Annotated in this window: 20 protein-coding genes and 1 pseudogene; 8 read left to right on the top strand and 13 right to left on the bottom strand. The window is 55.1% G+C overall.

Annotated elements, in window-relative coordinates; all coding sequences use genetic code 11:
* Positions 1-153: 153 nt before the first annotated feature.
* The 5 genes from ptsP to K2F33_RS16040 all read right to left on the bottom strand — a co-directional run bounded on the left by ptsP (position 154) and on the right by K2F33_RS16040 (position 4,319).
* Entirely contained in the window at positions 154-1,863 is a 1,710-nt protein-coding gene (gene ptsP, locus K2F33_RS16060; RefSeq protein ID WP_212967684.1) for a phosphoenolpyruvate--protein phosphotransferase, read from the bottom strand.
* On the bottom strand, positions 1,856-2,131 hold the full coding sequence (locus K2F33_RS16055; RefSeq protein ID WP_076169674.1) for an HPr family phosphocarrier protein: 276 nt from the start codon (positions 2,129-2,131) through the stop codon (positions 1,856-1,858). The genes ptsP and K2F33_RS16055 overlap by 8 nt, the downstream gene beginning before the upstream one ends.
* Positions 2,115-2,423 (bottom strand): hypothetical protein, encoded by a 309-nt coding sequence (locus tag K2F33_RS16050; protein ID WP_089548299.1) that lies wholly within the window; start codon positions 2,421-2,423, stop codon positions 2,115-2,117. The genes K2F33_RS16055 and K2F33_RS16050 overlap by 17 nt, the downstream gene beginning before the upstream one ends.
* A 21-nt stretch (positions 2,424-2,444) precedes the next feature.
* On the bottom strand, positions 2,445-3,299 hold the full coding sequence (glcT, locus tag K2F33_RS16045) for a glucose PTS transporter transcription antiterminator GlcT (protein WP_263882188.1): 855 nt from the start codon (positions 3,297-3,299) through the stop codon (positions 2,445-2,447).
* A 117-nt stretch (positions 3,300-3,416) separates the two neighbouring features.
* Positions 3,417-4,319 carry a LysR family transcriptional regulator gene (locus tag K2F33_RS16040; RefSeq protein WP_263882187.1) on the bottom strand — a complete coding sequence of 301 codons (903 nt, stop codon included), beginning with the start codon at positions 4,317-4,319 and terminating at the stop codon, positions 3,417-3,419.
* Positions 4,320-4,448: 129 nt separating this feature from the next.
* On the opposite strand from K2F33_RS16040, the gene K2F33_RS16035 reads away from it, so the two are divergent.
* Entirely contained in the window at positions 4,449-5,921 is a 1,473-nt protein-coding gene (locus K2F33_RS16035) for a carboxylesterase/lipase family protein (protein WP_263882186.1), read from the top strand.
* A complete protein-coding gene (locus K2F33_RS16030) occupies positions 5,918-6,685 on the top strand; it encodes a sulfite exporter TauE/SafE family protein (protein WP_263882185.1) in 768 nt (255 codons plus the stop codon). Before K2F33_RS16035 ends, K2F33_RS16030 begins: the two co-directional genes overlap by 4 nt.
* Positions 6,686-6,872: 187 nt before the next feature.
* On the opposite strand, the gene K2F33_RS16025 is transcribed toward K2F33_RS16030, so the two are convergent.
* The 3 genes from K2F33_RS16025 to K2F33_RS16015 all read right to left on the bottom strand — a co-directional run bounded on the left by K2F33_RS16025 (position 6,873) and on the right by K2F33_RS16015 (position 9,504).
* The gene (locus K2F33_RS16025; protein WP_263882184.1) at positions 6,873-8,408 is read right to left on the bottom strand and encodes a flotillin lipid rafts scaffold protein FloT; all 1,536 of its coding nucleotides are present in this window, start codon (positions 8,406-8,408) and stop codon (positions 6,873-6,875) included.
* Positions 8,408-8,944, bottom strand: coding sequence for an NfeD family membrane protein (locus tag K2F33_RS16020; RefSeq protein ID WP_089548304.1), 537 nt, complete (start codon positions 8,942-8,944; stop codon positions 8,408-8,410). Before K2F33_RS16020 ends, K2F33_RS16025 begins: the two co-directional genes overlap by 1 nt.
* 140 nt (positions 8,945-9,084) lie before the next feature.
* Positions 9,085-9,504: a MerR family transcriptional regulator gene (locus K2F33_RS16015; protein WP_076170132.1), complete on the bottom strand. Its 420-nt coding sequence runs from the start codon at positions 9,502-9,504 to the stop codon at positions 9,085-9,087.
* 172 nt (positions 9,505-9,676) lie between these two features.
* On the opposite strand from K2F33_RS16015, the gene K2F33_RS16010 reads away from it, so the two are divergent.
* The 5 genes and pseudogenes from K2F33_RS16010 to K2F33_RS15990 all read left to right on the top strand — a co-directional run bounded on the left by K2F33_RS16010 (position 9,677) and on the right by K2F33_RS15990 (position 15,302).
* Positions 9,677-10,522: an SDR family NAD(P)-dependent oxidoreductase gene (locus tag K2F33_RS16010; protein WP_263882183.1), complete on the top strand. Its 846-nt coding sequence runs from the start codon at positions 9,677-9,679 to the stop codon at positions 10,520-10,522.
* Between the two features lie 167 nt (positions 10,523-10,689).
* A complete protein-coding gene (locus K2F33_RS16005; RefSeq protein ID WP_263882182.1) occupies positions 10,690-11,265 on the top strand; it encodes a TetR/AcrR family transcriptional regulator in 576 nt (191 codons plus the stop codon).
* Positions 11,262-12,914, top strand: a pseudogene (locus K2F33_RS16000) (serine hydrolase domain-containing protein). Before K2F33_RS16005 ends, K2F33_RS16000 begins: the two are co-directional and overlap by 4 nt.
* Before the next feature lie 296 nt (positions 12,915-13,210).
* Positions 13,211-13,966 (top strand): helix-turn-helix transcriptional regulator, encoded by a 756-nt coding sequence (locus K2F33_RS15995; protein WP_244879334.1) that lies wholly within the window; start codon positions 13,211-13,213, stop codon positions 13,964-13,966.
* Between the two features lie 100 nt (positions 13,967-14,066).
* Complete coding sequence (locus tag K2F33_RS15990) at positions 14,067-15,302, top strand: MFS transporter (RefSeq protein WP_263882181.1); 1,236 nt, start codon at positions 14,067-14,069, stop codon at positions 15,300-15,302.
* A gap of 184 nt (positions 15,303-15,486) precedes the next feature.
* On the opposite strand, the gene K2F33_RS15985 is transcribed toward K2F33_RS15990, so the two are convergent.
* From K2F33_RS15985 to K2F33_RS15970, 4 genes are all read right to left on the bottom strand, one after another.
* Positions 15,487-16,650 (bottom strand): iron-containing alcohol dehydrogenase, encoded by a 1,164-nt coding sequence (locus tag K2F33_RS15985; RefSeq protein ID WP_076169663.1) that lies wholly within the window; start codon positions 16,648-16,650, stop codon positions 15,487-15,489.
* 138 nt (positions 16,651-16,788) lie between these two features.
* On the bottom strand, positions 16,789-18,378 hold the full coding sequence (locus K2F33_RS15980) for a UDP-glucose--hexose-1-phosphate uridylyltransferase (protein ID WP_263882180.1): 1,590 nt from the start codon (positions 18,376-18,378) through the stop codon (positions 16,789-16,791).
* Positions 18,379-18,390: 12 nt separating this feature from the next.
* Positions 18,391-19,380, bottom strand: coding sequence for a UDP-glucose 4-epimerase GalE (gene galE, locus K2F33_RS15975; protein ID WP_089548310.1), 990 nt, complete (start codon positions 19,378-19,380; stop codon positions 18,391-18,393).
* 1 nt (position 19,381) lies between these two features.
* Positions 19,382-20,560, bottom strand: coding sequence for a galactokinase (locus tag K2F33_RS15970; RefSeq protein WP_263882179.1), 1,179 nt, complete (start codon positions 20,558-20,560; stop codon positions 19,382-19,384).
* Positions 20,561-20,733: 173 nt separating this feature from the next.
* Between K2F33_RS15970 and K2F33_RS15965 the strand changes: the two genes are divergently transcribed.
* Positions 20,734-21,630 carry an AraC family transcriptional regulator gene (locus tag K2F33_RS15965; protein ID WP_105444416.1) on the top strand — a complete coding sequence of 299 codons (897 nt, stop codon included), beginning with the start codon at positions 20,734-20,736 and terminating at the stop codon, positions 21,628-21,630.
* A 292-nt stretch (positions 21,631-21,922) separates the two neighbouring features.
* Here K2F33_RS15965 and mgrA read toward each other — a convergent pair whose 3' ends face one another.
* Positions 21,923-22,927 carry an L-glyceraldehyde 3-phosphate reductase gene (gene mgrA, locus K2F33_RS15960; protein WP_263882178.1) on the bottom strand — a complete coding sequence of 335 codons (1,005 nt, stop codon included), beginning with the start codon at positions 22,925-22,927 and terminating at the stop codon, positions 21,923-21,925.
* Between the last annotated feature and the right edge of the window lie 99 nt (positions 22,928-23,026).

Genomic DNA, 23,026 nt, shown 5'->3' with positions numbered 1-23,026 from the left:
TAAAAAAAGGCCGGCATTCCGTAGAATACCGGCCAAGCTCGGATAAAGATATGCGTTATGCGTAACAAAACTTAGCTAAGCTCAGGTTGATAACTAAGGGTTATCAATCGTGATGCCTTTCTAAATCCCGCGGGTCAACAGCAGAACCATCCACTACTGAAGGCTCTGCACCAGCTGCGTCACTTCCTCCGCCGTGCCGAGCTGCAGCGCCTGTTCGGCGAGCCGCTCCATGTCCGCCCGGGACAGCTTGGAGATCTGACTGCGCGCCGGAAGAATGGACGAGGCGCTCATGCTGAACTCGTCAAGCCCGAGGCCGAGCAGAATCGGGATGGCCACGGCGTCCCCTGCCATTTCACCGCACATGCCGACCCATTTGCCCTCACGGTGCGCGGCATCGATGACCATTTTGACCAGACGAAGGATCGCCGGATTATAGGGCTGATACAGGTACGATACCTGTTCGTTCATCCGGTCGGCCGCCATCGTGTACTGGATCAGGTCATTGGTGCCGATGCTGAAGAAATCCACTTCCTTGGCGAATACGTCCGCCAGGACGGCTGTCGACGGAATTTCGACCATGATTCCGATCTGGATGTCGTCTGCGACGGCGATGCCTTCCGCCGCCAGCTTGTCCTTCTCTTCCAGAAGAACGGCCTTGGCTGCCCGGAACTCGGCAAGCGTGGCGATCATCGGGAACATGATGCGAAGGTTGCCGTGCACGCTGGCCCGCAGCAGAGCCCGCAGCTGGATCCGGAAAATGTCCTGCCGATCCAGGCAGAGGCGAATCGCGCGGAATCCGAGAAACGGATTCATCTCCTTCGGCAAGTCCAAGTAAGGCAGCTCCTTGTCGCCGCCGATGTCCAGCGTGCGCACGACCACCGGCTTGCCTTCCATCTGCTCCAGCACGGTCTTGTAGGCGTTGTACTGCACATTCTCCGAAGGCAGCTTGTCGCGGCCCATGTAGAGGAATTCGGTCCGGTACAATCCGACCGCTTCGCCGCCGTTGTCAAGAACGCCCGCCACGTCGTTTGGCGTACCGATGTTGGCCGCCAGCTCCACATGAATCCCGTCCTTCGAGACGGTCGGTTCCGTACGGAGCTGCTTCCATTCCTCCATCTGCTTCGCATAGGCCTGCTGCTTTGCCGTGTACTCGGCGATCACCTCTTCGGTCGGATGGATGATGACATCACCTTCCATCCCGTCCACGATCACCAGCTCACCGCTCTGCACGGAGCTTAGAACGCTTTTCGTGCCGACCACCGCCGGAATTTCGAGCGAACGGGCCATGATGGCCGAGTGCGACGTTCGACCGCCGATATTCGTCGTAAAGCCTTTCACGAACTTGCGGTTTAAGCCGGCTGTGTCCGATGGAGTCAGGTCCTCGGCGATCACGATCACTTCCTCATCGATCTCCGACGGGCTCACGTATTGAAGACCGAGCAGATGCTTCAGAATGCGTTTGGTCACGTCCCGCATATCCGCGGCGCGTTCCTGAAGATAAGCGCTTTTCATATTTTCGAACATCCGGATGAACTGCGCTGCCGTCTCATCCAGGGCATATTCCGCATTGACCGATTCGCTCCGGATCTTGTCCTTCACCGGGTCAATGAGCTCCGGATCGCTTAAAATAAGCAGATGCGACTCGAAAATTTCCGCTTTTTTCTCGCCCAATTCCGCCAGCGTCCGCGCCTTGATGGCCTCAAGCTCCACCCGCGACTTGGCCAGCGCATCATCCAGCTTCGCAAGCTCGGACTGAACGTCATCCGCCTGCTTGCGGCTTACCGCGTAATCCGGATGCTCCAAGATGAATGCGCGGGCGATCGCAATTCCCGCCGATGCCGCGATTCCCTTGATCTTATTCATGAATCTCGCCCAGCCCCTCGCCAACCATAACCTGCTCAAGCGCTTCCAGCGCTGCGCGCTCATCGCCGCCTTCCGCGATCAGCGAAATGATGTCGCCCTGCTCCAGATCCAGAGACAGAACGCCCAAAATCGATTTTAAAGTAACCTTCTTCCCGCCGGACTCGGCAAAGCACTCCGTATCCTTGAATTTGGTAGCTGTATTGACAAGCGCTGTCGCCGGACGCGCATGAATTCCGTCTTCATCGATAATTTTAAACGTTTGCTGCATGAGGATCATCCTGCTTTCTGCTGAGATTTTGTAAATACCAAAAAGGCATGAGTATCCGCTCGGGATCCTGGTCTCTACCGCTAAGCGTTAGATTGCCCCAGTAATGGGCAAAACAACCAAGATCTACAGGTTTACTCATGCCTGATCGTATCAGTAACACGTATGCATGTTCAATTGGGTTCATTACAGTCAGTATTGTAGCACCCATCCCGCCAAGTTGCAAGCGCTTGATATTCGAAAAAGGCGCCTGCGCTTCTTCCAAAGTGAAAGCGGCGGGACCATACACAATCAAAGGCGCCACACCCGCACGCGATCAATCCACGCGCCCCTGCTTTTTGTGAACCAGACGCTGGAGATGGATCGTCAGATATCCCACTTCCGCCGGATATACGGGCCGGCCGAGGCGCTCCTCCATCACTCCGGTCAGCTTTTGAGCGAGCCGGTACGTATCCGGATATTCCCGCTGCATCAAGGCGTCGAGCGTGTCTGTTTCCTCTACGGCCTCGCCTCTGCGGATTCGCTCCAAAGCAAAGCGGAGGTGCGTAATCAGGCGCGAGTAGTCCAGCGAATCCCGCGGGACCCGGAACTCCATCTCCGTCTCCACGATGTGGACAAGATCGCTGATCAGCTCGGAATGCTTGCGCACTTCGGAAATATGCTGGTTGGTCAGCGCGCCGTGGATGTGCAGCGCGATGAATCCGGCTTCCTCTTCACCCAGATCCACGCCAAGCTTCTGATGAATCAGCCGGACGGCGAACTCCGCCATTCGAAACTCCTCGGGGTACATTTCTTTGGTCTCGTACAAAAAGGGATTATGGATATGAATGCCCTGCTGCATGCGCTTGATCGCAAATGCGATGTGATCCGTCAGGGCGATATGGACATGCTCGTTCAATGCCCCTGAGCTTGTCTGGTCGGCATGCAGCAATATTTCGTTGACCGCTTCAATCAGTTTCTCGTCGACCTGGGGCAGCAGCTGCTTGTACTGCTCCTGCTCCTCCGGCTTGGTCAAAATAAACATCTTCTCTACCTCAGCCAGCGGAATGGCCTGCCCGGACTTCCGATTAAAGCCGATCCCTTTGCCGATGACCACCACCTCGCCGTGCTGGGGATGCTCGGCAATGATGACATTGTTGTTTAACACCTTGCTCACTTGCAGACTGCTCACACTATGCACCTCGTTTGCTGACGCCTGATAAGTTTATCATCTCTGACAGACAGAAAAAATATCAGAAATCGGCCGATTCGTCAAACCGGGCGGACATGAAACCGTGCATTCCCTGTTTTAATCGCCTCGGCCACCATCTTGATGATGCGATGCAGCCAGCCTGGCAAAATAGTTTACGGCAAAATCGCGAAATAGCGCAGCGGTATGCGTCAAATACCGTTCCTGCGGCCAGGACAAGGCAATCGAGCGTCTGCACCAGCTTTCTTCGAGCCGCAGCAGAACGACGTCCGGCCCGGTTGAGCCGCCCCAAGTAATAGCCGGCAGAAACGCGACGCCTTGACCCGCGCGGATCAAACCGCGAACCATGGCCGGGTCGTCGCTCTCAAACCGGATACGCGGAGTAAAACCGGCTAGGCGGCAAAAAGCATCCGTCGTTTCGCGCAGCGGTTTGCCCGGGGGCAGCGAGATGAAGCTCTCCTCCCTCAGCTCCTTCAAGCCGATTTGCGTACGGTCAGCGAGCGGATGGTCCGCGGGAACCGCAACGAAAATTTCCTCTTCCAGCAAAGAAAATGACGTTGTTCCCGGCGGCAGTTCGGCCCCGTCGGAAAGGCAAAGATCGAAGCTCGCCGCCCCTTCGAACGTCGAATGCTGCAGCAAATGGAACTCGGCGGCCGGGCATTCTTTGCGGAAATCGGCCAGCAGATCCGGCAGTAGATGCGAGGAAACACGGACGTCGAGCGAGACGGCGGGAGAAGCAGTGCCGCCAAGGTCCTGCAGCTGCAGCTTGCCGTCCTCAAGGGCCTGCAGGGCGATATCCACCTGGCGCAAAAATAACTTGCCGTGCTCGTTCAGCCGTATGCTTTTGGGCTCCCGCTCAAACAGCTTCGTACCCAGCTCGGCTTCCAGCGAGGCGATCATTTTGCTGAGCGCCGGCTGCGAAATATGCAGGCTGCGGGCCGCCTGGGTCATATGCTGCATCCGGGCGGCAACCTGAAAATATTTTAGCTGCAGCAGTTCCATTCCATATCCCTCTTTCGATCTCGATAATAACCTTTAAGTTATGATAAATATAATTCAATATATATTATAGTTCATGGCATAAACAAGTTATAATAGTTCACAAATCAACAGGAATAGGAGTCGAGCACCTTGAACGTACAAACCGCATCAGGCAAAGTTTCAGGAGTACCTTTACAAGGGGCCTATGTATTTCGGGGCATTCCCTATGCAGCGCCGCCGACGGGCAAACGGAGATTCCAGCCCCCGGCGCCTCCGCAACCATGGCCCGGCGTAAGAAAATGCGATCACTTCGGTCCGCTCGCCCCCCAGCAAACCGATCCTTCAGTAGGGGCTGCGCGTATACAGTCCGAAGATTGTTTGTATTTGAACGTGTGGACCCGGGGATGCGAAAAAGAATCGATGCCCGTATTGGTGTATATTCATGGCGGCGGATTCGTATCGGGCACCGGCGCGGACTGCGACGGTTTGCGGCATGCGGCGGAGGATGGCATCGTCTACGTATCGGTCAATTACCGCCTTGGCGCGTTAGGCTTCCTCTACTTGGGCGAGGTGCTGGGCGAGGAATATGCAGCCTCGGGAAACAACGGTCTGCTCGATATTGCGGCCGCGCTGCAGTGGGTTCAGCGTAACATTTCCGCTTTTGGCGGTGATCCGGCCCGCGTGACTGTGATCGGGAATTCCGCCGGTGCCAAGTGCACCGCTTCGCTTTATGCCATGGAAGCGGCACGCGGGTTATTCCACCGGGCCGTGGCACAGAGCGGCGCCACCCAAGCAATCCGGGATCGGCGCACCGCCAACGTCACCACCCTCCGGATTCTCGAGGAGCTGGGCTTGTCCGGTGCAGATCCAAGCCAACTGCTGGAGCTTCCGTTCGAGCAGCTCATCGCAGCGCAGTCCGCCGTCGGATCGGATACGTCGCGCAGCCTGCACATGTTCGGCCCGGTGGCAGACGGCCGGGTCATTCCCTTGGACCCTTTGGCCGGCATTGCCGCAAGTTCCGGCCTGCCGCCGCTCCTGATCGGCACGAACGAAAACGAAGCGTCGATCTTCATCCGGGACGATTCCATGCTCCACTCCCCTGGCATGGAACCGCTCGACAGATTTTTTGGAAGCCATGCTCCCGCCGTATGGGATGCCTATCAGCATTATGCCGAGGGGATGTCCCCAGCCGACGCATGGTGTACAACGTTAACCGAGCATCTGTACACGATTGGAGCTGTGCAGTTTGCACAGGCCCTCGCTTCCTCAGGAACGCCGGTATGGATGTACCGGCTTCGCGCTGGCGGCGCTCTCGGAGCGACGCACGGCTATGAGGGCAGCCTAATTCATTGGGATCCGGAAGCGCAGCCTCCAGCTGCCCTTGCAGCCGGCGACCCGTACGCAGTACCTGCTGAGCAATACCCGCTCGCAAGAAGTATGCGGGAAGCCTGGGTCACGTTCATACGAAGCGGGGATCCCAATGTCGATGCGCTGCCTGCATGGCCGGTCTATGGGACAAAACCAGCCATCATGGTGCTGGACACAGCCAGCCGCGTTGCTGATGACCTGCCGGAACCGGCTGGAATCGGCGTTCCCCATCAGGTGTGGAGGGTGGACCGATGAAGCTGATCGATATCTCTGCCGTTATGATTCTGCTCGGTCTGCTCTTGGGCTTCGTGGGCGCGGGCGGCTCCGGTTTTATCATCTCGATCTTGACCGTTGTGTTCGGATATCCGATTCATATCGCGCTGGGGACCGCGCTGGCGGCGATGTTCTTCTCGTCCCTTTCCGGTTCGGTCAGCCATTACCGCGAAGGAAATATGCTGCTGAAGTCGGGCGCGGTCGTCGGGTTGGCCGGAGCGGCGGGGGCGTGGGTCAGCTCCAGCTGGTCAACGCTCATTCCGGAGGATAAACTGGGCTGGATGACTTCCGGCATGCTGTTCGCCTCGGGGCTCGCCCTGTGGCTGCGGATGGCCGTCGTTTCGCGTCGGCCGGGTGCGTCCGTGAACCAGGCTCCGCCTGCCGCCAAGGGACTGCGGTATTGGTCATTCGCGCTGCTGATCGGCGTCGTTACCGGCATGCTGTCCGGCCTGTTCGGCATTGGTTCCACGCCGTTCATCCAGCTGGGGCTCATGCTGCTGCTTGGCATGCCGATGCGCTATGCGGCAGGAACGACGATGATGGTCATCATTCCGATCGCGCTGGCTGGCGGAGCAGGCTATTTTACGATCGGGTACCTGGATTTCCGGCTGCTCATTGCGGTGGTGTGCGGAACGATGGTCGGCTCTTACGTCGGGGCGAAATTTACGAAGCGTGTTCCCGCCCGGTGGCTGAAAACATGCATGGTCATCACCCCGATGATGGGTGCGGCGATACTGCTGCTGTAATGTGAATCCATGCTAATGGTAAATCCCTCAAACAAAAACGGCGGCTTTTCTTTGGAAAAACACCCAAAGCGAGCCGCCGTTTAAGCTATAATTCTGTTACTGTTTGATCGAGGATCGTGATCCCCCGTCGTCTGCTTCGCATGCCGATCACTCGGCTTGCAAAGCGCCGGTTATCCCGCGTAGAGTTCTATGATTCCTTCGTTGCCCCCGCTTCCAGGGTAACCAAATCCTGCTGCGCGGCCGCAGGCGTCGCGGATGCAGCCGGAGGCGTTTTCCGTCCGGTCAAGCCTTGGATGAGGCTCTCCACGTCGATGCCGGACACGTTCTTGAGCATTTCCGGAGCCGTCGACATCAACTCCGTAACGTAATTGCTCACGCGTGCCGCGCCCTCTCCCTTGCCGGTGTCCACCACCGTCAGCTTGTCGATGGAAGCGATCGGCTCGGCGATTTTGCCCGCCAGGTCCGGCAGCATTTTCACGATAATATCGAGGATGGCCGCTTCGCCGAACTTCTGGAAGGCTTCAGCCAGCTTCTCTTTCGCATCGGCTTCCGCAAGACCACGCAGGCGGATGACTTCCGCCTCGGCGGTACCTTTGGCACGTTCTGCATCGGCAATGGCCTGGCCGTCCAGCCGCTTTTGCTCGGCCGATGCCTTCGCCTGGGTTTCGATGGAGTACTGCAGCGCCTCGGCCTCCAGCATTTTTCTCGCCTTGTCTGCTTCGGCCGCGACTTCGACTGCATACCGGTCGGCGTCCGCTTTTTTCTTCACTTCGGCATCATACTGCTTCTGCCGCACCAGAATTTCCTTCTCCTGCAGGTCGATCTCCCGCTCCTTGCGAACGAGCTCTACCTTCATCTGCTCTTCCACCATCGTCTGCTTGGCGCGGGCTTCCTGTATGTGGTACGCCTGGTCGGCTTCCGCCTTGGCAGTGTCCTGTTCCTTCTTAAAGGAAGCTACCTTCAATTCCTTCGCCTTCGTCGCTTCGGCGATATTCGTATCGCGCAGCAGCTCGGCCTTCTGCCCCTGTTCCTCGGCGTTCGCCTTCTGGATCCGCGCATCGCGCATCGCTTCCGCCTCGGCGATCTCCGCGTCCCGTTTCACCGCTGCGATCCGCGGCTTGCCGAGCGCATCGAGGTACCCCTGCTTGTCGCGTACGTCCTTGATCGTAAAGGAGACGATCTGCAGGCCCATTTTTTTCAAATCTCTCGCCGCTACACCCTGAACCTCCTGGGCAAACTTATCGCGGTTCCGGTACACCTCTTCCACGGTCATCGAACCGAGAATAGCCCGCAGATGCCCTTCCAGCACTTCCTGCGCCTCGCCCTTCAGTGCTTCGATCGGCTTGCCAATGAACTGCTCGGCTGCGGTCGCGACGTCCTCAATCGAGCCGCCTACTTTGATGATGGCCACGCCGTCAGCGATGACGGGCACGCCCTGCTCCGTGTATACCTCCGGCGTAGACACATCCAGCTTGTGGGAGAGCAGTGATATGAATTCCGATTGCTGGAAGACGGGCAGGATAAAAGCGCCTCCGCCCCGAACGATTTTGATTTTCCGTCCGGATTCATCCTCCGATATGTTTTTACTTCCCAGAAACGATCCCGTCACGATCATGGCTTCATCCGGTCCCACCGTTTTGTAACGGGCCCAGAAAGCCAAGCCTAGCACGACGATTACCCCTATGACGATCAGCGGTATTACCAGGTATTCAGGCACTGTCATCAAACCACATCTCCTTTTCTCTCTTCAAGTCCGGTCACGCGCAGGACGCCGTCCAGCACATCCACGACGACGACGCGGGTTCCGGCGGGCAGCGGAAGGCGCTCCAGACTGGAGGCGATGTGCAGCGTGTTGCCTGCCCCCAGCCTCACCATCACCTCACCGAACCCTTCCGGCGGAATGGGAATCGTCACTTCACCGATGCGGCCTTCGAGCTCGCGGATGGAATATCCCGTGGAATTTTCGCTGTTCTCCATCGGCCTGACATACGCCACATAGACGACACCCGCCATAGCAACGGCGCCGATTCCAGCAATGAGTGCGCTTAAGCCCTGGTGCAAATTGGTGTAACGCAGCAGCAGAATCCCTGCGCCACCGAATACAGTCACCGCCGTCGCAATCACCATCGGCTTCAGCACGTCAACGGACAAAAAATCGAGAAACCCATCCAGCGCATGGCTCAAAATATCGCCGAGCACCACGCTGACCACCGCAAAAATAACTCCGCCTGCCAGGCAGCTCCAATAAAGCGTTTCCATCCACCGTTCCCCCCTGCGCGTATTCCTGACTGTCTATATAAGGGTATACGTTAGAAGTGCCTAAATTGTTTCAAAATTTTCCTTTTTCGTTAAGATTCCGGGAATTTTCCGCCAAAATCCTCCTTTTCCTTCCGGCTGGCTCACGGTTTCAAGCTCAGGAAGCCGAATCGTTTCGGCTGGTCAGCCAAACCACACTCCGCTTCAGGCGCTGTTCCAATCACCTGAGAATCAATGAAATCCAGGATCTGCTGAAGAGAGTCCATCTGTTCCCTGATTTTTGCCCGGTGCTCCAAAATCAAACCGTGCAGCTCCGGATACTCGCTGATGTCATCGCCGACCGACAGTTTCAAAAACGGCTTCATCTCCTCCAGCGGCATACCCGTCTTCTTCAGGCAGGTGACCAGCTTCATCGTCTCCAAATCCTTTGGCCGGTACACCCGGTGGCGGTTAGGTTTGCGCTCTGCGCGCGGCAGAATCCCGATCCGTTCGTAATAGCGAATCGTTTCTTCGGGGATGCCGGTGTGCTCCGCGGCTTCTTTGATCGTATATGCATCAGTCATGGCTTTCTTCCCTTTCGTTTCTGGTCTGTTCATACCATCATACAACTTGGAGCTGACTCCAGGTCAAGTCCGGTAGGTTTTTCGAAAATAGGGATTGACTTGTAGCCGACTACAAGTTGTAGAGTGGCTTTACCGCCAATACAAAAACCTATTCATCTGCTAGGAGGCACAAATGAAAACCAACTCGCTTGCACTGATTACCGGGGCAAACAACGGCATCGGCCTGGAGCTGACCCGCAGACTGCTGGATGAAGGCTGGACCGTTCTTGCCTTGGTCCGTTCCGCTTTCCCCAGCGACGACGCCTTGATTCAGAAAGCTCTCGCCAACCGGCAGCTTCGACAATATAAGGCCGATCTCGCCAATTTCTCCGCCTTACAACGGGCGCTGGACGAGATCAAGAGCAAGGAAGACAAAATCGACGTGCTGTTTAACAACGCCGGAGGCAGCTTCCCTGAGCTTGCGTATTCCAAGCAGGGACGGGAGATGCACTTCGAACTGCAAACCGTAGTTCCCTATATCATCTTCATGGAGCTGAAAGATTTGCTAAAGCAAGGTTCCTTCAAAACGATCATTAACACCTCGTCCTCGACGATGAAAATGGTCCGCCGCTTCGAGCCTGCAGAGCTCGCATCTCCACGGACGTTCAAGAAGCTGTTCGGCCCTTACGCCTCTACGAAGCTGGCGTTGTCACTGTGGACCCGCGAAATCGCCCCCTTGGCAGCCGCCGAAGGCTTGACGATCCGCAGCGCCGACCCCGGGGGTAACAATACGATGCGGAAAGGAAAAAATTCCGGGCTGCCCTGGTATATAAAAATAGCGATGAAGCTGGTCATGAGTCCTCCTTCAAAGGGCGCTTCGCTTCTATATGAAGCGGCTTTCGGCAAGCACAAGATGCTGAATGGGGTATATCTGTCGAACAACGAGCCCACGGAGTTGAAGTATGCCGAAGCCGGCAGACCAGTGCTGGAACTTGTTCAGGGCATTTACAAAAACGAGTATGCCGCACGGGCACAATGATTATGAGACGGGAATATACTTGTACGGTGAAGCTGAATTATGATTTGTAACCATCCACCCCTACGGCAATAAGGCCATCAACAAAATGGGTGTGTTTGACAGTCCGGGAAACGGTATGTTTTAATGTGAATGAATTTAAAAATATTCATTCTAAAGGTTGAGAGCTCATGGATATCAAATCGGACATTTTTAAACACGGAAAGGCTCTGTTCAGCACAAAGGGATTCAAAAAAACGAATATTAAAGAAATTGCCCAATCCGCCGGCATCGCCGTTGGAACGTTCTATAACTACTATCCGTCTAAAGAGCAGCTGTTCCTGGAAATCTACATCCAGGAAAATGAGAGCCTCAAGAAACAGCTTTTGGAATCGATCGATGTAGATCAGGAGCCGCTGAACATCATTAACCAGCTGATTATGCGGAATATTGAGGCAGTTCATACCAACCCCATTTTGCAGGAATGGTACAGCAAGGACTTTTATAAAGAACTTGAACAATACTATAGAGCTGAAGGCAGTAAAAATATCGATTCCTTCCGTGCGTTTTACATGGATTTATTTAAAACCTGGAAGGCCCAGGGTAAGATCAGGGAAGATATCGACGAGGAGCTGTTACCCGGTTTCCTGGATTCGCTGGTTTACATCGATATGCATAAAGAAGAAATCGGAATTCAGTATTTCCCAAAAATCACACAGTATTTAGCGGAATTTATTATGCAAGGACTAACAAAAGATCACAAATGATTGATGTTAGTCTTTTTTTTTTACTTAATGTGAATGAATTAAAAAATATTCATTCACAAGAGAACCTGATGAAAAGAGGATGGAATATGATGAAAATAAGGTTGAAAACGAGATTGGCAGCCATAATTTTGTGCGGTCTGTCCATCTTCCTCCTGCTCGCTTCAGCGTGTGATGGCGAAAGCTCGAAAGTACAGCAACCAGGAAACGCCGTCTTTTCCAAAGTGGATGCGTACATTGCCCGTGAAATGAAGCGGCAGCGTCTTCCGGGGCTGGCTCTCGGCATTGTACAGGGGGATCGGATCCTTTACGTCAAAGGATATGGTCAGGCTGATCCATCCGGCCGTCCTGTAACTCCTTCCACACCTTTTGGAATAGGCTCGATCGGCAAATCGATGACGGCTATGGCCGTTCTGCAGCTTGCCGAATCCGGTAAAATCGACTTGGATGCGCCTATACAGCACTATATCCCTGCCAAGTATAATGGTGCAGATTTCATTACCGTACGTCAGCTGCTTAACCAAACAAGCGGGTTCTCTCAAATCTCCACTTTTAGCAACACGCTGTCCAGCATTAACGACTCCTATCAAGACGCTCTGAAGAAAAACGCCATGTCTTATGCAGAATAGTTTCTAAAGAAAGCCAAGCCAACCGAACAGCCCTACAGGTATTCGAACGCAAATTATGTGCTGCTCGGTTTTATTGTTCAGCAGGTGTCCGGCCAGTCGTATGGCGACTACGTAAAGGAGCATATTTTCAGCCCGCTATCGATGGATAACAGCTACGCAACCCTTGATGAAGCAGCTAAGCACGGACTAGCTGTGCCCTACCGGCGGATATTCGGATACAACGCTGCCTACGATGGCCCTTATGTTTATATTCCAGGGGATGCGCCGGCGGGTTACCTTTATGCGAGCGCGGAGGATATGAGCCATTATTTGATAGCCCAAATCAACGGCGGCCTATTTGAAAATAAGTCCGTGCTCTCTCCGGAGGGAATTCGGCTAATGCAGACCGAGCCTGCTCCTGGAACGTACGCCATGGGTTGGATGACGGCGCGAATTAACGGTTTGCCGGTGATCGGCCAGCCGGGCGGCTCGATCGGCTTCCAAGCCCAGGCTTACATTGTGCCGGAACAACAATTGGGCGTGATCGTGTTCGCTAACGTGCTTGACGCGATCGATTCCACATTATTCAAATCGCACATCATCACGACGACCCACATCGCAACCGGGGTCATCAGCATCCTGAATGGGCAGCCGATAGGTGGATCATTTCTAAGCATTATGCAGAAATATCTGCTTGTTAACGGAATTATAATCATACTCAGCGCGTGGTTATTATACACATTCGCTCGAACCGCCAGGCGCTGCCTTGGGCCATGGAGACCTGACCCTTCCGCCTCGTCCGCAAAATCTTTCAAAGTGATAGCCAACATCATCGTTCTGGAGTTCACAGGGTTATTTATTGTGCTCATATTGAGCATGACTCAGGTCGTGCCGGTATGGCATATTGCAGAAATTTATCAGCCGGACGTCATCCTTTGGCTGAAGATGATGGCCGTTCTTCTGGCACTGAAGGGAATGATGAAGACGATTTGGTTGGTTCGGCTTCATTATTGGGTGCGGCGAAGCCGCCCGGTGAACCATTGAGAGCTCTCGTTCATTCCTGTCTGATTGCATGATTCGAATGATCCCCTCGAAACGCAATCAAACGTCCGGTATAATCGTCGTCAGAGGTGATGATTGTGGAACCGTTGACTTCCATTTGTCAGCGATATTTCGGTGAAACCTTATTCGGCCAAAACAACGGAATCTCTTATAAGCTTCGACCCGAAGTCGGCACCGGCATAGCATACAAGGTCACGACTTACAGCGGGTTCGAAATCGTATACCATGAGGTTCACTATCACAAGCCGTATCCTTTTCGTTTTGCCTCAAAAGGGCGTATGGTTGAACTTCAGTTCACTCTGTCCGGTCAACGGCAGGTGGTGGTATCGGGCCGGGAACACGAAACTCCGGTCGGGCGGGGTACACTTGCCTTCGTTCAGGACTTTCAAGCCCAGTTTTATCCATCGGCTGAAGAGCCGTATACTTCATTATCACTGGCTATCCCGGTAGCTCTATTCGATTATGCGGCTAGTCCCTCGGCAGCGTCGCCAAACAACCATTTGGATTTTAACCGGCTCCTGCAAGGGCAAACATTCCGGTCTTTTGATGTTGAACCCGATGCGAGAAGCATGATATTGATAGAGCAATTAATCTCGGATTTAAAAAATGCCGACAGATCCCCGCTAATGATGGAAGCAGTTGCACTGGAGCTGCTGAACCGGCATATGCATCAACTATTTGTTGTGACGCCTATTCCGAGCGGTTTGTCTAAAGGGGATGTCCAAAAATTGCACCAGGCAAAGCAAATCCTTGAATCGTGTATGGCAGACCCTCCTTCGCTGTTGGCATTGGCAAAGATGGTCGAGTTAAACGACTTTAAACTGAAGATGGGATTCAAGGCATGCTTCGGCTTGACCGTGTTCGAATATGTAAGACAGATCCGCCTCGACCATGCGATGAGCCTTTTGCGAAACCGGGCCGCCAATGTGACCAAGGCTGCGATGACCGTAGGGTACAGCAACGTTAGCGCATTTTCCGAGCAGTTTTTTCGGAGATACGGCATGAAGCCTTCCGAGGTAAAAAAACAATTTTAATCCGTTTGACCGCAGTTCCATCCGTAACGAGGGAGAACACACAGCCCGCTTTGCTTATACTCCTACTCAAATGATCCATTTGAGAAAAGGAGTGCAGCGAATGAATAAAATAAAGGGAAGTGTCTTTTTCAGCGTTTTTGTAGCGATGTTAGGGCTTATGCTTCTTGCTCCAATCACACCCTCACTAATACGGGAATTAGGGCTCAAGGAAATTTACTCCGGAATCCTGATTTCCAGCGGATCGGTCATGATGGCCGTCATGGCTCCGGTATGGGGGAATATCAGTGACGCGAAAGGACGGAAACCGGTTATACTGATCGGGTTTATCGGCATGTGCATCAGTACTTTATTGTTGACGGCCGTGTTTTATGCCGGTCTCCAACACTGGCTTAGCGGCGGGCTGCTGCTGTCTCTTATGATTGGTGCCCGCAGCTTGGTCGGTTTCTTCATTCCGGCCATCCTGTCCTCCTCACAGGCTTATATCGGCGATGTGACTGAGGGGAAAAATAGAGGAAGCGGTATGGCGATCATCAGCGCTGCGAATGGGCTTGGGCTTGTTCTGGGGCCGGCCGTTGCCGGCATCTTCACCATCATTGGTTTATTGTGGCCTTTATATTTTGGCATTACGATGGCAGCTGTCGCCTGTGTCGTCACTCTGCTGCTAATGCCTGCAACGAAACCGGCGCTTCGGGGTGGGGCCGTCAAAGTCAGTCCGTTCCAACCCGGTTTACGGCTCTATTTACTTGCAGCGTTGGTGACAATGATCGGGCTCGTCACGGTTCAAGTCGTCGGTGGTTTTTATTTGCAGGATCAGCTCGGTCTCCCGTCTGACCGGTTGGCAGGGGTCGTTTCCTTCGGGCTCATGTTTACGGGCCTGGCTATGCTCATCTCACAAGTCGTTCAGTCCAAATGGCTGAAATGGGGACCACGGGCGATGATCCTGCTCGGATCTTTGATTCTCGTCGCAAGCATGCTCCTATTCCTTTTTGCCATTCAGCTTCCCTTTTTCTATTTGGCGTTTTTGGTGTTTGGTTTAGGAGCTGGGCTTATGATGACCGGATTTATGGCAGGCGCTTCTCTGTCGGTAAGTCATGAACAGCAAGGAGGCGTTGCCGGCATGGTTGCAGCCATGCAGGGGATTTCCGCCATTATCGCCCCTATTGCAAGCACTACTCTCTATCAGGTCAACCGATACAGCCCTATGGTCATGATTGCCGTTCTGACAGCCCTCCTGGGCTTAGTAATGCTGGCACGCTCCCGAAAGAGACTGGGCCATCATGAGGCCGACCCTATGGAAGGCCGAGAGATCCAAGCCGGCTCAGGAGGCATAAAGTAAGCCATGAATTCAGCGACCTAGGGGTGGGCAGCATCAACCCGAACCCTCGACACGGGAAAGATGTGGAACGGCAAAAAAGGGGCTATCCCGGGTCGGATCGACCTTATGGGAAGCCCCTTGGCTATATTGGCGGAGAAGGGAAGGATGTTCCAGCTCTCCGGTCGCTGACAGAACGCTTATCGGCTTACAGCGACATTTTGTAAATTTCGATGACGTCTTCCTTGTTCAACTTGCGGAAGTTGCCAAACGGACCGAAGCGGACCGACTTCTCAGCCATCACTTCGATCTGGCTGTCGTCGATGTCGTAATCGGCCAGGCGGGCCGGCGCACCGATAGAGCTCCAGAAATCGCGAAGCGCCTGGATGCCCTCTTCCCCGACCTGCTCGTCGCTCTTGCCGGCCGGATCCACGTTAAACACGTTGACGGCAAGGCGCTTGAAGCGGCCTGGATCCACGCTCAGGTTATATTTCATCCAGTTCGGGAACAGGATGGCCAAACCCCCGCCGTGCGGAATGTCATACACGGCCGATACGGCGTGTTCGATGTTGTGGGTCGCCCAGTCGCCGGACATGCCCATGTTCAGTACACCGTTCAGCGCCATCGTGCCGCAGTACATGATCGTAGAACGGTACTCGTAGTTTTCCAGATCGTTAATCAGCTTCGGCGCGGTTTCGATGACGGTACGAAGGACCGTTTCGCAGAATCCGTCCTGAACCGGCGTGTTGGTCTCCTGGTGGAAGTAATGCTCCAGCACGTGGGACATCATGTCTACCATGCCGTAAACGGTTTGGTCTTTCGGCAGGGAATACGTGTTCACCGGATCTAGGATGGAAAATGCCGGGAAGGCAAACGGGCTGCCCCAGCCCATCTTTTCTTTCGTTTGCTCGTTCGTAATGACCGAGCCTCCGTTCATTTCCGAGCCTGTCGCCGCCATCGTCAGCACCGTGCCGAGCGGAAGGGCAGCCTGCGGAGCGGCTTTGCGTTCCACAAAGTCCCACATATCGCCGTCGTATTTGGCGCCGACCGCAATCGCCTTGGAGCAGTCCAGGACGCTGCCGCCGCCTACCGCAAGAATCAGCTCAATGCCTTTTGTCCGGCACAGGTCCACCCCTTTATGTACAGTTGATAAGCGCGGATTCGGCTCTACGCCTGCCAGTTCGGTCACCTCGGCGCCGATTTCCTTGAGCAGCGCAAGCACGTTGTCGTACAGGCCGGAGCGCTTGATGCTTCCGCCGCCGTATACCAGCAGCACCTTTTTCCCGTATTTCGGAACTTCGGTTTTTAATTTATCCAGCTGACCTTGGCCGAAAATCAGCTTGGTCGGGTTATGAAATTCAAATGCTTTCATTGTCGGATTCGCCTCCATGATGTAATGAGTTGCCCTAAATATTATAACCCTCCGGCCGCAGAAGAAACAAACCGCCCTTCCCGTGCAGGGAATAAGCGGTTTTGTAAGGAAGGGGGCGCATCCCCCTCATATAAGAAATTACGCCTCGGTATAACCCATCGCAGTAAGGAAGAGGCGGAACGCCTGCTGCCCGGCCTCCGTCCGTTTGTAGACGCCGGCGTGGCCCAAAATCTCCACGAAAATGCGTCCAACCTCCTCGCGGACCCATTCTTCGGCGGCAGCTTTGTCCCGCTCCATGCCCTGTTCTTCCACCAGGCGGGTGATCCACGGTTTGTGGACTTGGAGCGGATGGTTGTCGTCCTGAAGCAGCGCTTCATACAGCCCGCGGTTTCCGGACAGAATATCCGCGACCTGATCCAGCTCTTCCTTCAGCCGTCCCGGCAGAATCGCCAGGCCCATCACCTCAATGAGGCCGATGTTTTCCTTCTTGATATGGTGCATTTCGGCATGCGGGTGGTAAATCCCCGCCGGATGCTCCTCGCTGGTCCGGTTGTTGCGCAGAACCAAGTCCATTTCGTAAGCCCCGTCCGGCGTCCGATGGACGATCGGGGTCACCGTGTTATGCGGCACCCGCTGCCCGCCTTCTTCTGTAAAAGCATAAATCTCGGCTTCCGGATCGCTGTACTGCTTCCAGGCTTCGTAGATGGAATCGGCGCATTCCAGCAGGACGGCACTGTCCGCCGACGCAAGCCGCAGCACAGACATCGGCCATTTGACGATGCTGGCCGTCACGCCCGGGAACTGCGGGTGAGCGAAGGATGCTTCCTTCGGCGCGTTCTGGATCGGGAACGTATGGCGCCCGCCCTGGAAGTGGTCGTGGGTTAGAATGGACCCGCCCACGATCGGCAGATCGGCATTCGAGCCGATAAAATAATGCGGGAAGACGTCTACAAAAGCGAGCAGGCGACGCAGGCTGTCCTTCGTCAGCTTCATCGGCACGTGATCATGGTGGAACACGATACAGTGCTCGTTGTAGTACACGTAAGGCGAATACTGGAAGAACCAGTTTTCGTTGTTCATCTCAAGCGGAATGATCCGCAGGTTTTGGCGTGCGGGATGGTTGACCCGGCCGGCATAACCGACGTTCTCACGGCACAGCTGGCATTTGGGGTAGACCGGCGGCGGCAGCAGCTTTGCCATAGCGATTTCCTTCGGACTTTTCTCCGGCTTGGACAAGTTGATGGTCATTTCGATATCGCCGTATTCCGAAGGATACGTCCAGTATACGTTTTTGCTGACCCGGTCCATCCGGATGTAGTTCGAGTCGATCGACAGCCGGTAAAACCGGTCGGTTGCCGCTTCGATTCCCTGTTCTCGTGCCGTGCGCTCAAACTCCGCAATCACTTCCGAAGGCCGCGCCATGAGCAGGCCCATAATTTTGGCGTCGAGCAGGTCGCGGTAGGTGTCGGTGTTTTCCGGCATCAGTCCGATCTCAAATGCGTAATCCAGCAGCGTATCGATCATCGGCTGCGGGCTGTCCGCGGCCTCCGGCACAGCTTCGCTCAGCGAAGGCTCGCTTGCGCCGAACATATCCAGCAGCAGGTTGCGGCTGTAGTCGGCGTCTTCAGCCTGAATGAGCCGGTGATCCAAGGCGAAACGCACGAGGCGGTCGATCGCCTGCAAGGCTTGCTCTTTCAAGGGATTCGTGGTGTCGGTTTGTGAATTCAATGCGCTTCCCCCTTATTCTTTGCCGTATCCGTCAGGATGGCTTTGATGCCAGCTCCAGGCGCTCTCGATAATGTCCTCCAGCTTGGTGCGCGAAGGGTTCCATCCGAGCACGGTTCGGGCTTTTTCAGAAGATGCAACAAGCACAGCGGGATCGCCGGCTCGGCGGGCCTGCACGACGACCGGAATGTCCAGCCCAGTGACTTTCTTGGCCGTCTCAATGACTTCCTTCACGGAGAAGCCTTCCCCGATCCCCAGGTTAAACACGTTGCTGGCCTCGCCCTTGCGCAAATAATCGACCGCCCGCAAGTGCGCGTCCGCCAGGTCGCTCACGTGGATGTAGTCTCTGACGCAGGATCCGTCCGCCGTCGGATAGTCGTCGCCGAATACGGCAATGCTCTCGCGCTGCTTCAGCGCGGTTTGCAGCACCAGCGGAATGAGATGGCTTTCGGGACGGTGGTCCTCGCCGATTTTGCCGCTGTCATGGGCCCCTGCCGCATTGAAATAACGCAAGGCTACGTATTTGATGCCGAGCACCTGGTCGAACCAGGACATCATACGCTCCATCATCAATTTGGTCTCCCCGTACACGTTCGTAGGCTGCGTACGGTCGCTCTCGACAATCGGCACCCGTTCAGGTTCACCGTAAGTCGCTGCTGTGGAGGAAAAGACGATCCGGCGCACGTTCGCCGCGTCCATCGCTTCCAGCAGGCAGAGCGTGCCGTAGACGTTGTTATCATAGTACTTCACCGGCTTCTGCATACTTTCGCCCACGAGGGAATTCGCCGCGAAATGGATCACCGCGTCGATCTCGTTCTCGGCGAACAGCTTCGCCAGCAGCTCCTTGTCCCGCAAATCTCCTTCGTACAGCTTGCCGCCGAGCAGCGCCCCGCGGTGCCCCGTTTGCAAATTGTCCAGCACGACTACTTCCTCGCCGCGCTCCAGAAGAGCCGCTACCGTATGCGACCCGATATATCCTGCTCCACCCGTTACGAGAATAGCCATGTTAGTGATCCCCCTTCAGTTCTTTGACTCCGTCGCCTGCGCTGCACACATAGAAATCGGCCTTGAGGCCCGTTCTCGCCTGATACGCTTCGCCGACCTGCTGAATGAACCGTTCCACCGCATCTTCATGCACGAGCGACACGGTGCAGCCGCCAAAGCCAGCTCCGGTCATCCGCGAGCCCAGCGTGCCTTCGATCCGCTGCGCTTCTTCGACCATAACGTCCAGCTCATCGCAGCTGACCTCGTACAGGTCACGCAGCGATGCGTGCGAAGCGTTCATCAGCTGTCCGAAGGTATGCAAATCGTTCTGCTTCAACGCTTCCACGGAATCCAGCACGCGCTGGTTTTCTTCGACCACGTGCCGGGCACGTCTTACGACCGTCTCATCGGCGATAGCATCCTTCAGCGATTCGAACTGATCGGGCGTCAGGCCGGCCAAATACTGAAGCGAAGGCATCTTTGCCTGAAGCTGGGCCAAGGCGGTTTCGCACTGCGAGCGGCGTTCGTTGTAAGCCGAATCCACCAGGCCTCTGCGCTTGTTCGTATTGCTGATAACCAACTTGTAGACCCCGGTCTGGAACGGAACATGCTTGTATTCCAGCGTGTCGCACATGAGCAGGATCGCGTGGTCCTTCTTTCCGTTCGCGACGGCAAACTGGTCCATGATACCGCAGTTGACGCCGACGTACTGGTTTTCGGCCTTTTGCGACAGGAGCGCAATCTGCACCGTATCCGTACTGCACCCTTCCATCGACTGCAGCGCATACGAAGTGACCACTTCGATCGAGGCGGAAGAAGACAATCCGGCGCCGTTCGGAATATCGCCGTGATAGAGGATGTCATAACCTTTCGTAACCGGACAGCCGATATTGGCGTTCTCGACCATGACGCCGACGGCATAGTCCACCCACTCGCCCGTTTTGTGGCTGCCGATTTCCTTGACGGCTAGTTTGTATTCATAAGGCAAATTTGTGGAGGCCAGCTGAATCACATCGTCCCCGCGCTCCCGAATGAGCAGCGTCGTGCCGAACTCCAGCGCTGCGGGAAGGACGTAACCTCCGTTATAATCGATATGCTCCCCGATCAGGTTAACCCGGCCCGGAGCATGAAACACACGTACTCCCTCGCTGCTGTCACCGTATTTCGTCATGAATTGCTGTAATAAAGTTTCCGATGTCATAGGGATATGCACCCATCCTTTCCTTATGGTTCTGCTCTTTCATTATAAAAGGACTTCCTGTCCGCGTTAATGCAATTATGTTGACTGGATATGGATTTATGTGACCTTGGAGCATATAATGGTGTAAGAAGGACCGCATTTATTTTGATGGTTGTGAAAGGATCGATGAATCCATGATTCCGCAGGAGACCTACTCCGTTGCTTCAAACCCCGTCTATCATGACGACGGCCCGCTGCACGTGCTGTTTGCGGGAGAGAGCCAGACCAGGCCTGTGCATGCCGTCGGGCCAAAAATTTATGATTACTATCTGCTTCATTATGTAGAAGAGGGAAAAGGGACGTTCCGAACCGAGCAGCGCACCTACGAGCTCGGACAAGGGAGCTGCTTTCTCATTCATCCCGGCCAGCTGGTCAGCTACGCCTCCGACGCCGGCGAGCCTTGGCGCTACCGCTGGACCGCCTTCTCCGGCAGAGAGGCGCAGGGTCTCCTGGCGAACGCCGGCTTCGACCCGCTGCATCCGGTGCTTTTTACCGACGGGGACACCATGATCCCCGGCTCTATTGAACGGATGCAGGAAGCGTTCTATACGAAGCAGGAAAGCGCCGATCTGGCGTCGCTCGGCTATCTGTACCTGATCTTCTCGGAAGCGCAGAATATCCTGTCCAGCCATTCCCGGCTGACGGGAACGGAATCGCAGGTGCAGCGGACCGTCAAGCAGATGATCCACTACATGTCGGCACAGTACGCCCATCCGGTCTCCATTGAGCAAATGTGCGACAGCCTCGGCTATAACCGGGCTTATCTTTCGCGGATTTTCAAGAAAGAAACCGGATGCTCGCCGGTGACCTATTTGCTTAAGCTCCGCATCGATAAGTCGCGCCAGCTGCTGCGCGAACGGCCGGAGCTGTCGATCGAGCAGGTGGCCGCCTCCGTCGGGCTGACGGACGCTCTGTATTTTTCCCGCCAGTTCAAGCGGCTGTGCGGGCAGTCCCCGACGGCGTACCGCGCCGTCGTAACGGCTCCGGACCTCGTCGCTTCCGCCCGGCCGGACTCGCAGCGCGGATCCTAAGCGCCAGGCACACAATAACCCGCATGCCCTGCCCTCTGGCAGACAAGCGGGTTATTGTGTGTTAGGCCCATGACAAGCGGGTTATTCCGCCTAAGGGCCAGACAAGAGAGTTATTGCACCTAAGATGTGCGTAAGTTTAGTCCAGGCCGGTCATACACCTGATATACGCCCAAGGTCAACCGCAATCGAGTTATCCGTGTTAACGGGTTAATCGAGGATGGTCGCTAATATGGACTTAAGTTTCCGTCACCGGAATTTGCCTCTCATCGAATCACAGGATATATACACAGGATCAGGATTCGCTTTCCGTTTTCAAAATCGCCTCGATCCGGTCAAGCTCTTCCTTGCTGAATTCCTGATTCTTCAGTGCAGCCACGTTGTCTTCGATCTGGCTGACGCGGCTGGCTCCGATCAGGGCTGAAGTCACGCGCCCTCCGCGCAGCACCCAGGCCAGCGCCAGCTGGGCCAGGCTTTGGCCGCGAGCGGCCGCAAGCTGGTTCAGCGCCCGAATTTTGCGAAGCACATCCGGCGTAATGTTGCTCTCGTTCAGGAAGACCGACGGGCTCGCGGCACGCGAATCTTCCGGAATGCCGTTCAGGTATTTGTTCGTCAGCAGCCCTTGAGCCAGCGGGGTAAAGGCAATCGTGCCGATCCCCTGATCATCCAGCACGTCCTGCAGGCCGTTCTCGATCCAGCGGTTCAGCATGGAATAGCTTGGCTGGTGGATCAAGAGCGGCGTTCCCAGCTGCTTCAGGATTGCGGCGGCTTCCGCCGTCTGCTCCGCCGAATAATTCGAAATGCCGACGTACAGCGCTTTACCGGAACGCACAATATGGTCAAGCGCCATCATTGTTTCTTCCAGTGGAGTATCCGGGTCAAAGCGGTGCGAATAAAAAATGTCGACATAATCGAGACCCATCCGCTTTAAGCTTTGATCCAGGCTGGAGACGAGATACTTGCGTGATCCCCACTCCCCGTAAGGACCGGGCCACATGTAATACCCGGCTTTGGACGAGATAATCAATTCATCCCGGTGGCTCTTCAGGTCTTGGGCCAGAATCCGGCCAAACGTTTCTTCCGCCGAGCCTGGTGGAGGACCGTAGTTGTTCGCCAGATCGAAGTGGGTAATTCCTAAATCAAACGAACGGGTGACCATGTTCCGCGCATTTTCGTACGTATTGATTCCGCCAAAATTATGCCAGAGTCCCAGCGATATGGCCGGGAGCTTCAGTCCCGAACGGCCACAGCGGTTATAAGTCATCTCTTCATAACGTGATTCGCTTGGTGTATATGCCATTGATATCCGCCCTTCTCTCTCACGGTTAATAGACTACTAGAACCATCATAAATCCTCGGCAAGGCATTTGACAAGAAACCGATTACACGGGCTGGAGGT

It is taken from the genome of Paenibacillus sp. PSB04 (assembly GCF_025809195.1).
In the GTDB taxonomy this organism is placed as follows: Bacteria; Bacillota; Bacilli; order Paenibacillales; family Paenibacillaceae; genus Paenibacillus_AQ; species Paenibacillus_AQ favisporus.
The sequence above is the reverse complement of the archived record's forward strand: the minus strand, read 5'-3'. Positions and strand labels throughout refer to the sequence as shown.

Coding starts and splice junctions, on each gene's coding strand:
- ptsP (WP_212967684.1), bottom strand. CDS start 1,863: ATGAATAAGATCAAGGGAATCGCGGCATCGGCGGGAATTGCGATCGCC.
- K2F33_RS16055 (WP_076169674.1), bottom strand. CDS start 2,131: ATGCAGCAAACGTTTAAAATTATCGATGAAGACGGAATTCATGCGCGT.
- K2F33_RS16040 (WP_263882187.1), bottom strand. CDS start 4,319: ATGGAACTGCTGCAGCTAAAATATTTTCAGGTTGCCGCCCGGATGCAG.
- K2F33_RS16030 (WP_263882185.1), top strand. CDS start 5,918: ATGAAGCTGATCGATATCTCTGCCGTTATGATTCTGCTCGGTCTGCTC.
- K2F33_RS16025 (WP_263882184.1), bottom strand. CDS start 8,408: ATGACAGTGCCTGAATACCTGGTAATACCGCTGATCGTCATAGGGGTA.
- K2F33_RS16020 (WP_089548304.1), bottom strand. CDS start 8,944: ATGGAAACGCTTTATTGGAGCTGCCTGGCAGGCGGAGTTATTTTTGCG.
- K2F33_RS16015 (WP_076170132.1), bottom strand. CDS start 9,504: ATGACTGATGCATATACGATCAAAGAAGCCGCGGAGCACACCGGCATC.
- K2F33_RS16010 (WP_263882183.1), top strand. CDS start 9,677: ATGAAAACCAACTCGCTTGCACTGATTACCGGGGCAAACAACGGCATC.
- K2F33_RS16005 (WP_263882182.1), top strand. CDS start 10,690: ATGGATATCAAATCGGACATTTTTAAACACGGAAAGGCTCTGTTCAGC.
- K2F33_RS15995 (WP_244879334.1), top strand. CDS start 13,211: ATGGTTGAACTTCAGTTCACTCTGTCCGGTCAACGGCAGGTGGTGGTA.
- K2F33_RS15990 (WP_263882181.1), top strand. CDS start 14,067: ATGAATAAAATAAAGGGAAGTGTCTTTTTCAGCGTTTTTGTAGCGATG.
- K2F33_RS15985 (WP_076169663.1), bottom strand. CDS start 16,650: ATGAAAGCATTTGAATTTCATAACCCGACCAAGCTGATTTTCGGCCAA.
- galE (WP_089548310.1), bottom strand. CDS start 19,380: ATGGCTATTCTCGTAACGGGTGGAGCAGGATATATCGGGTCGCATACG.
- K2F33_RS15970 (WP_263882179.1), bottom strand. CDS start 20,560: ATGACATCGGAAACTTTATTACAGCAATTCATGACGAAATACGGTGAC.
- K2F33_RS15965 (WP_105444416.1), top strand. CDS start 20,734: ATGATTCCGCAGGAGACCTACTCCGTTGCTTCAAACCCCGTCTATCAT.
- mgrA (WP_263882178.1), bottom strand. CDS start 22,927: ATGGCATATACACCAAGCGAATCACGTTATGAAGAGATGACTTATAAC.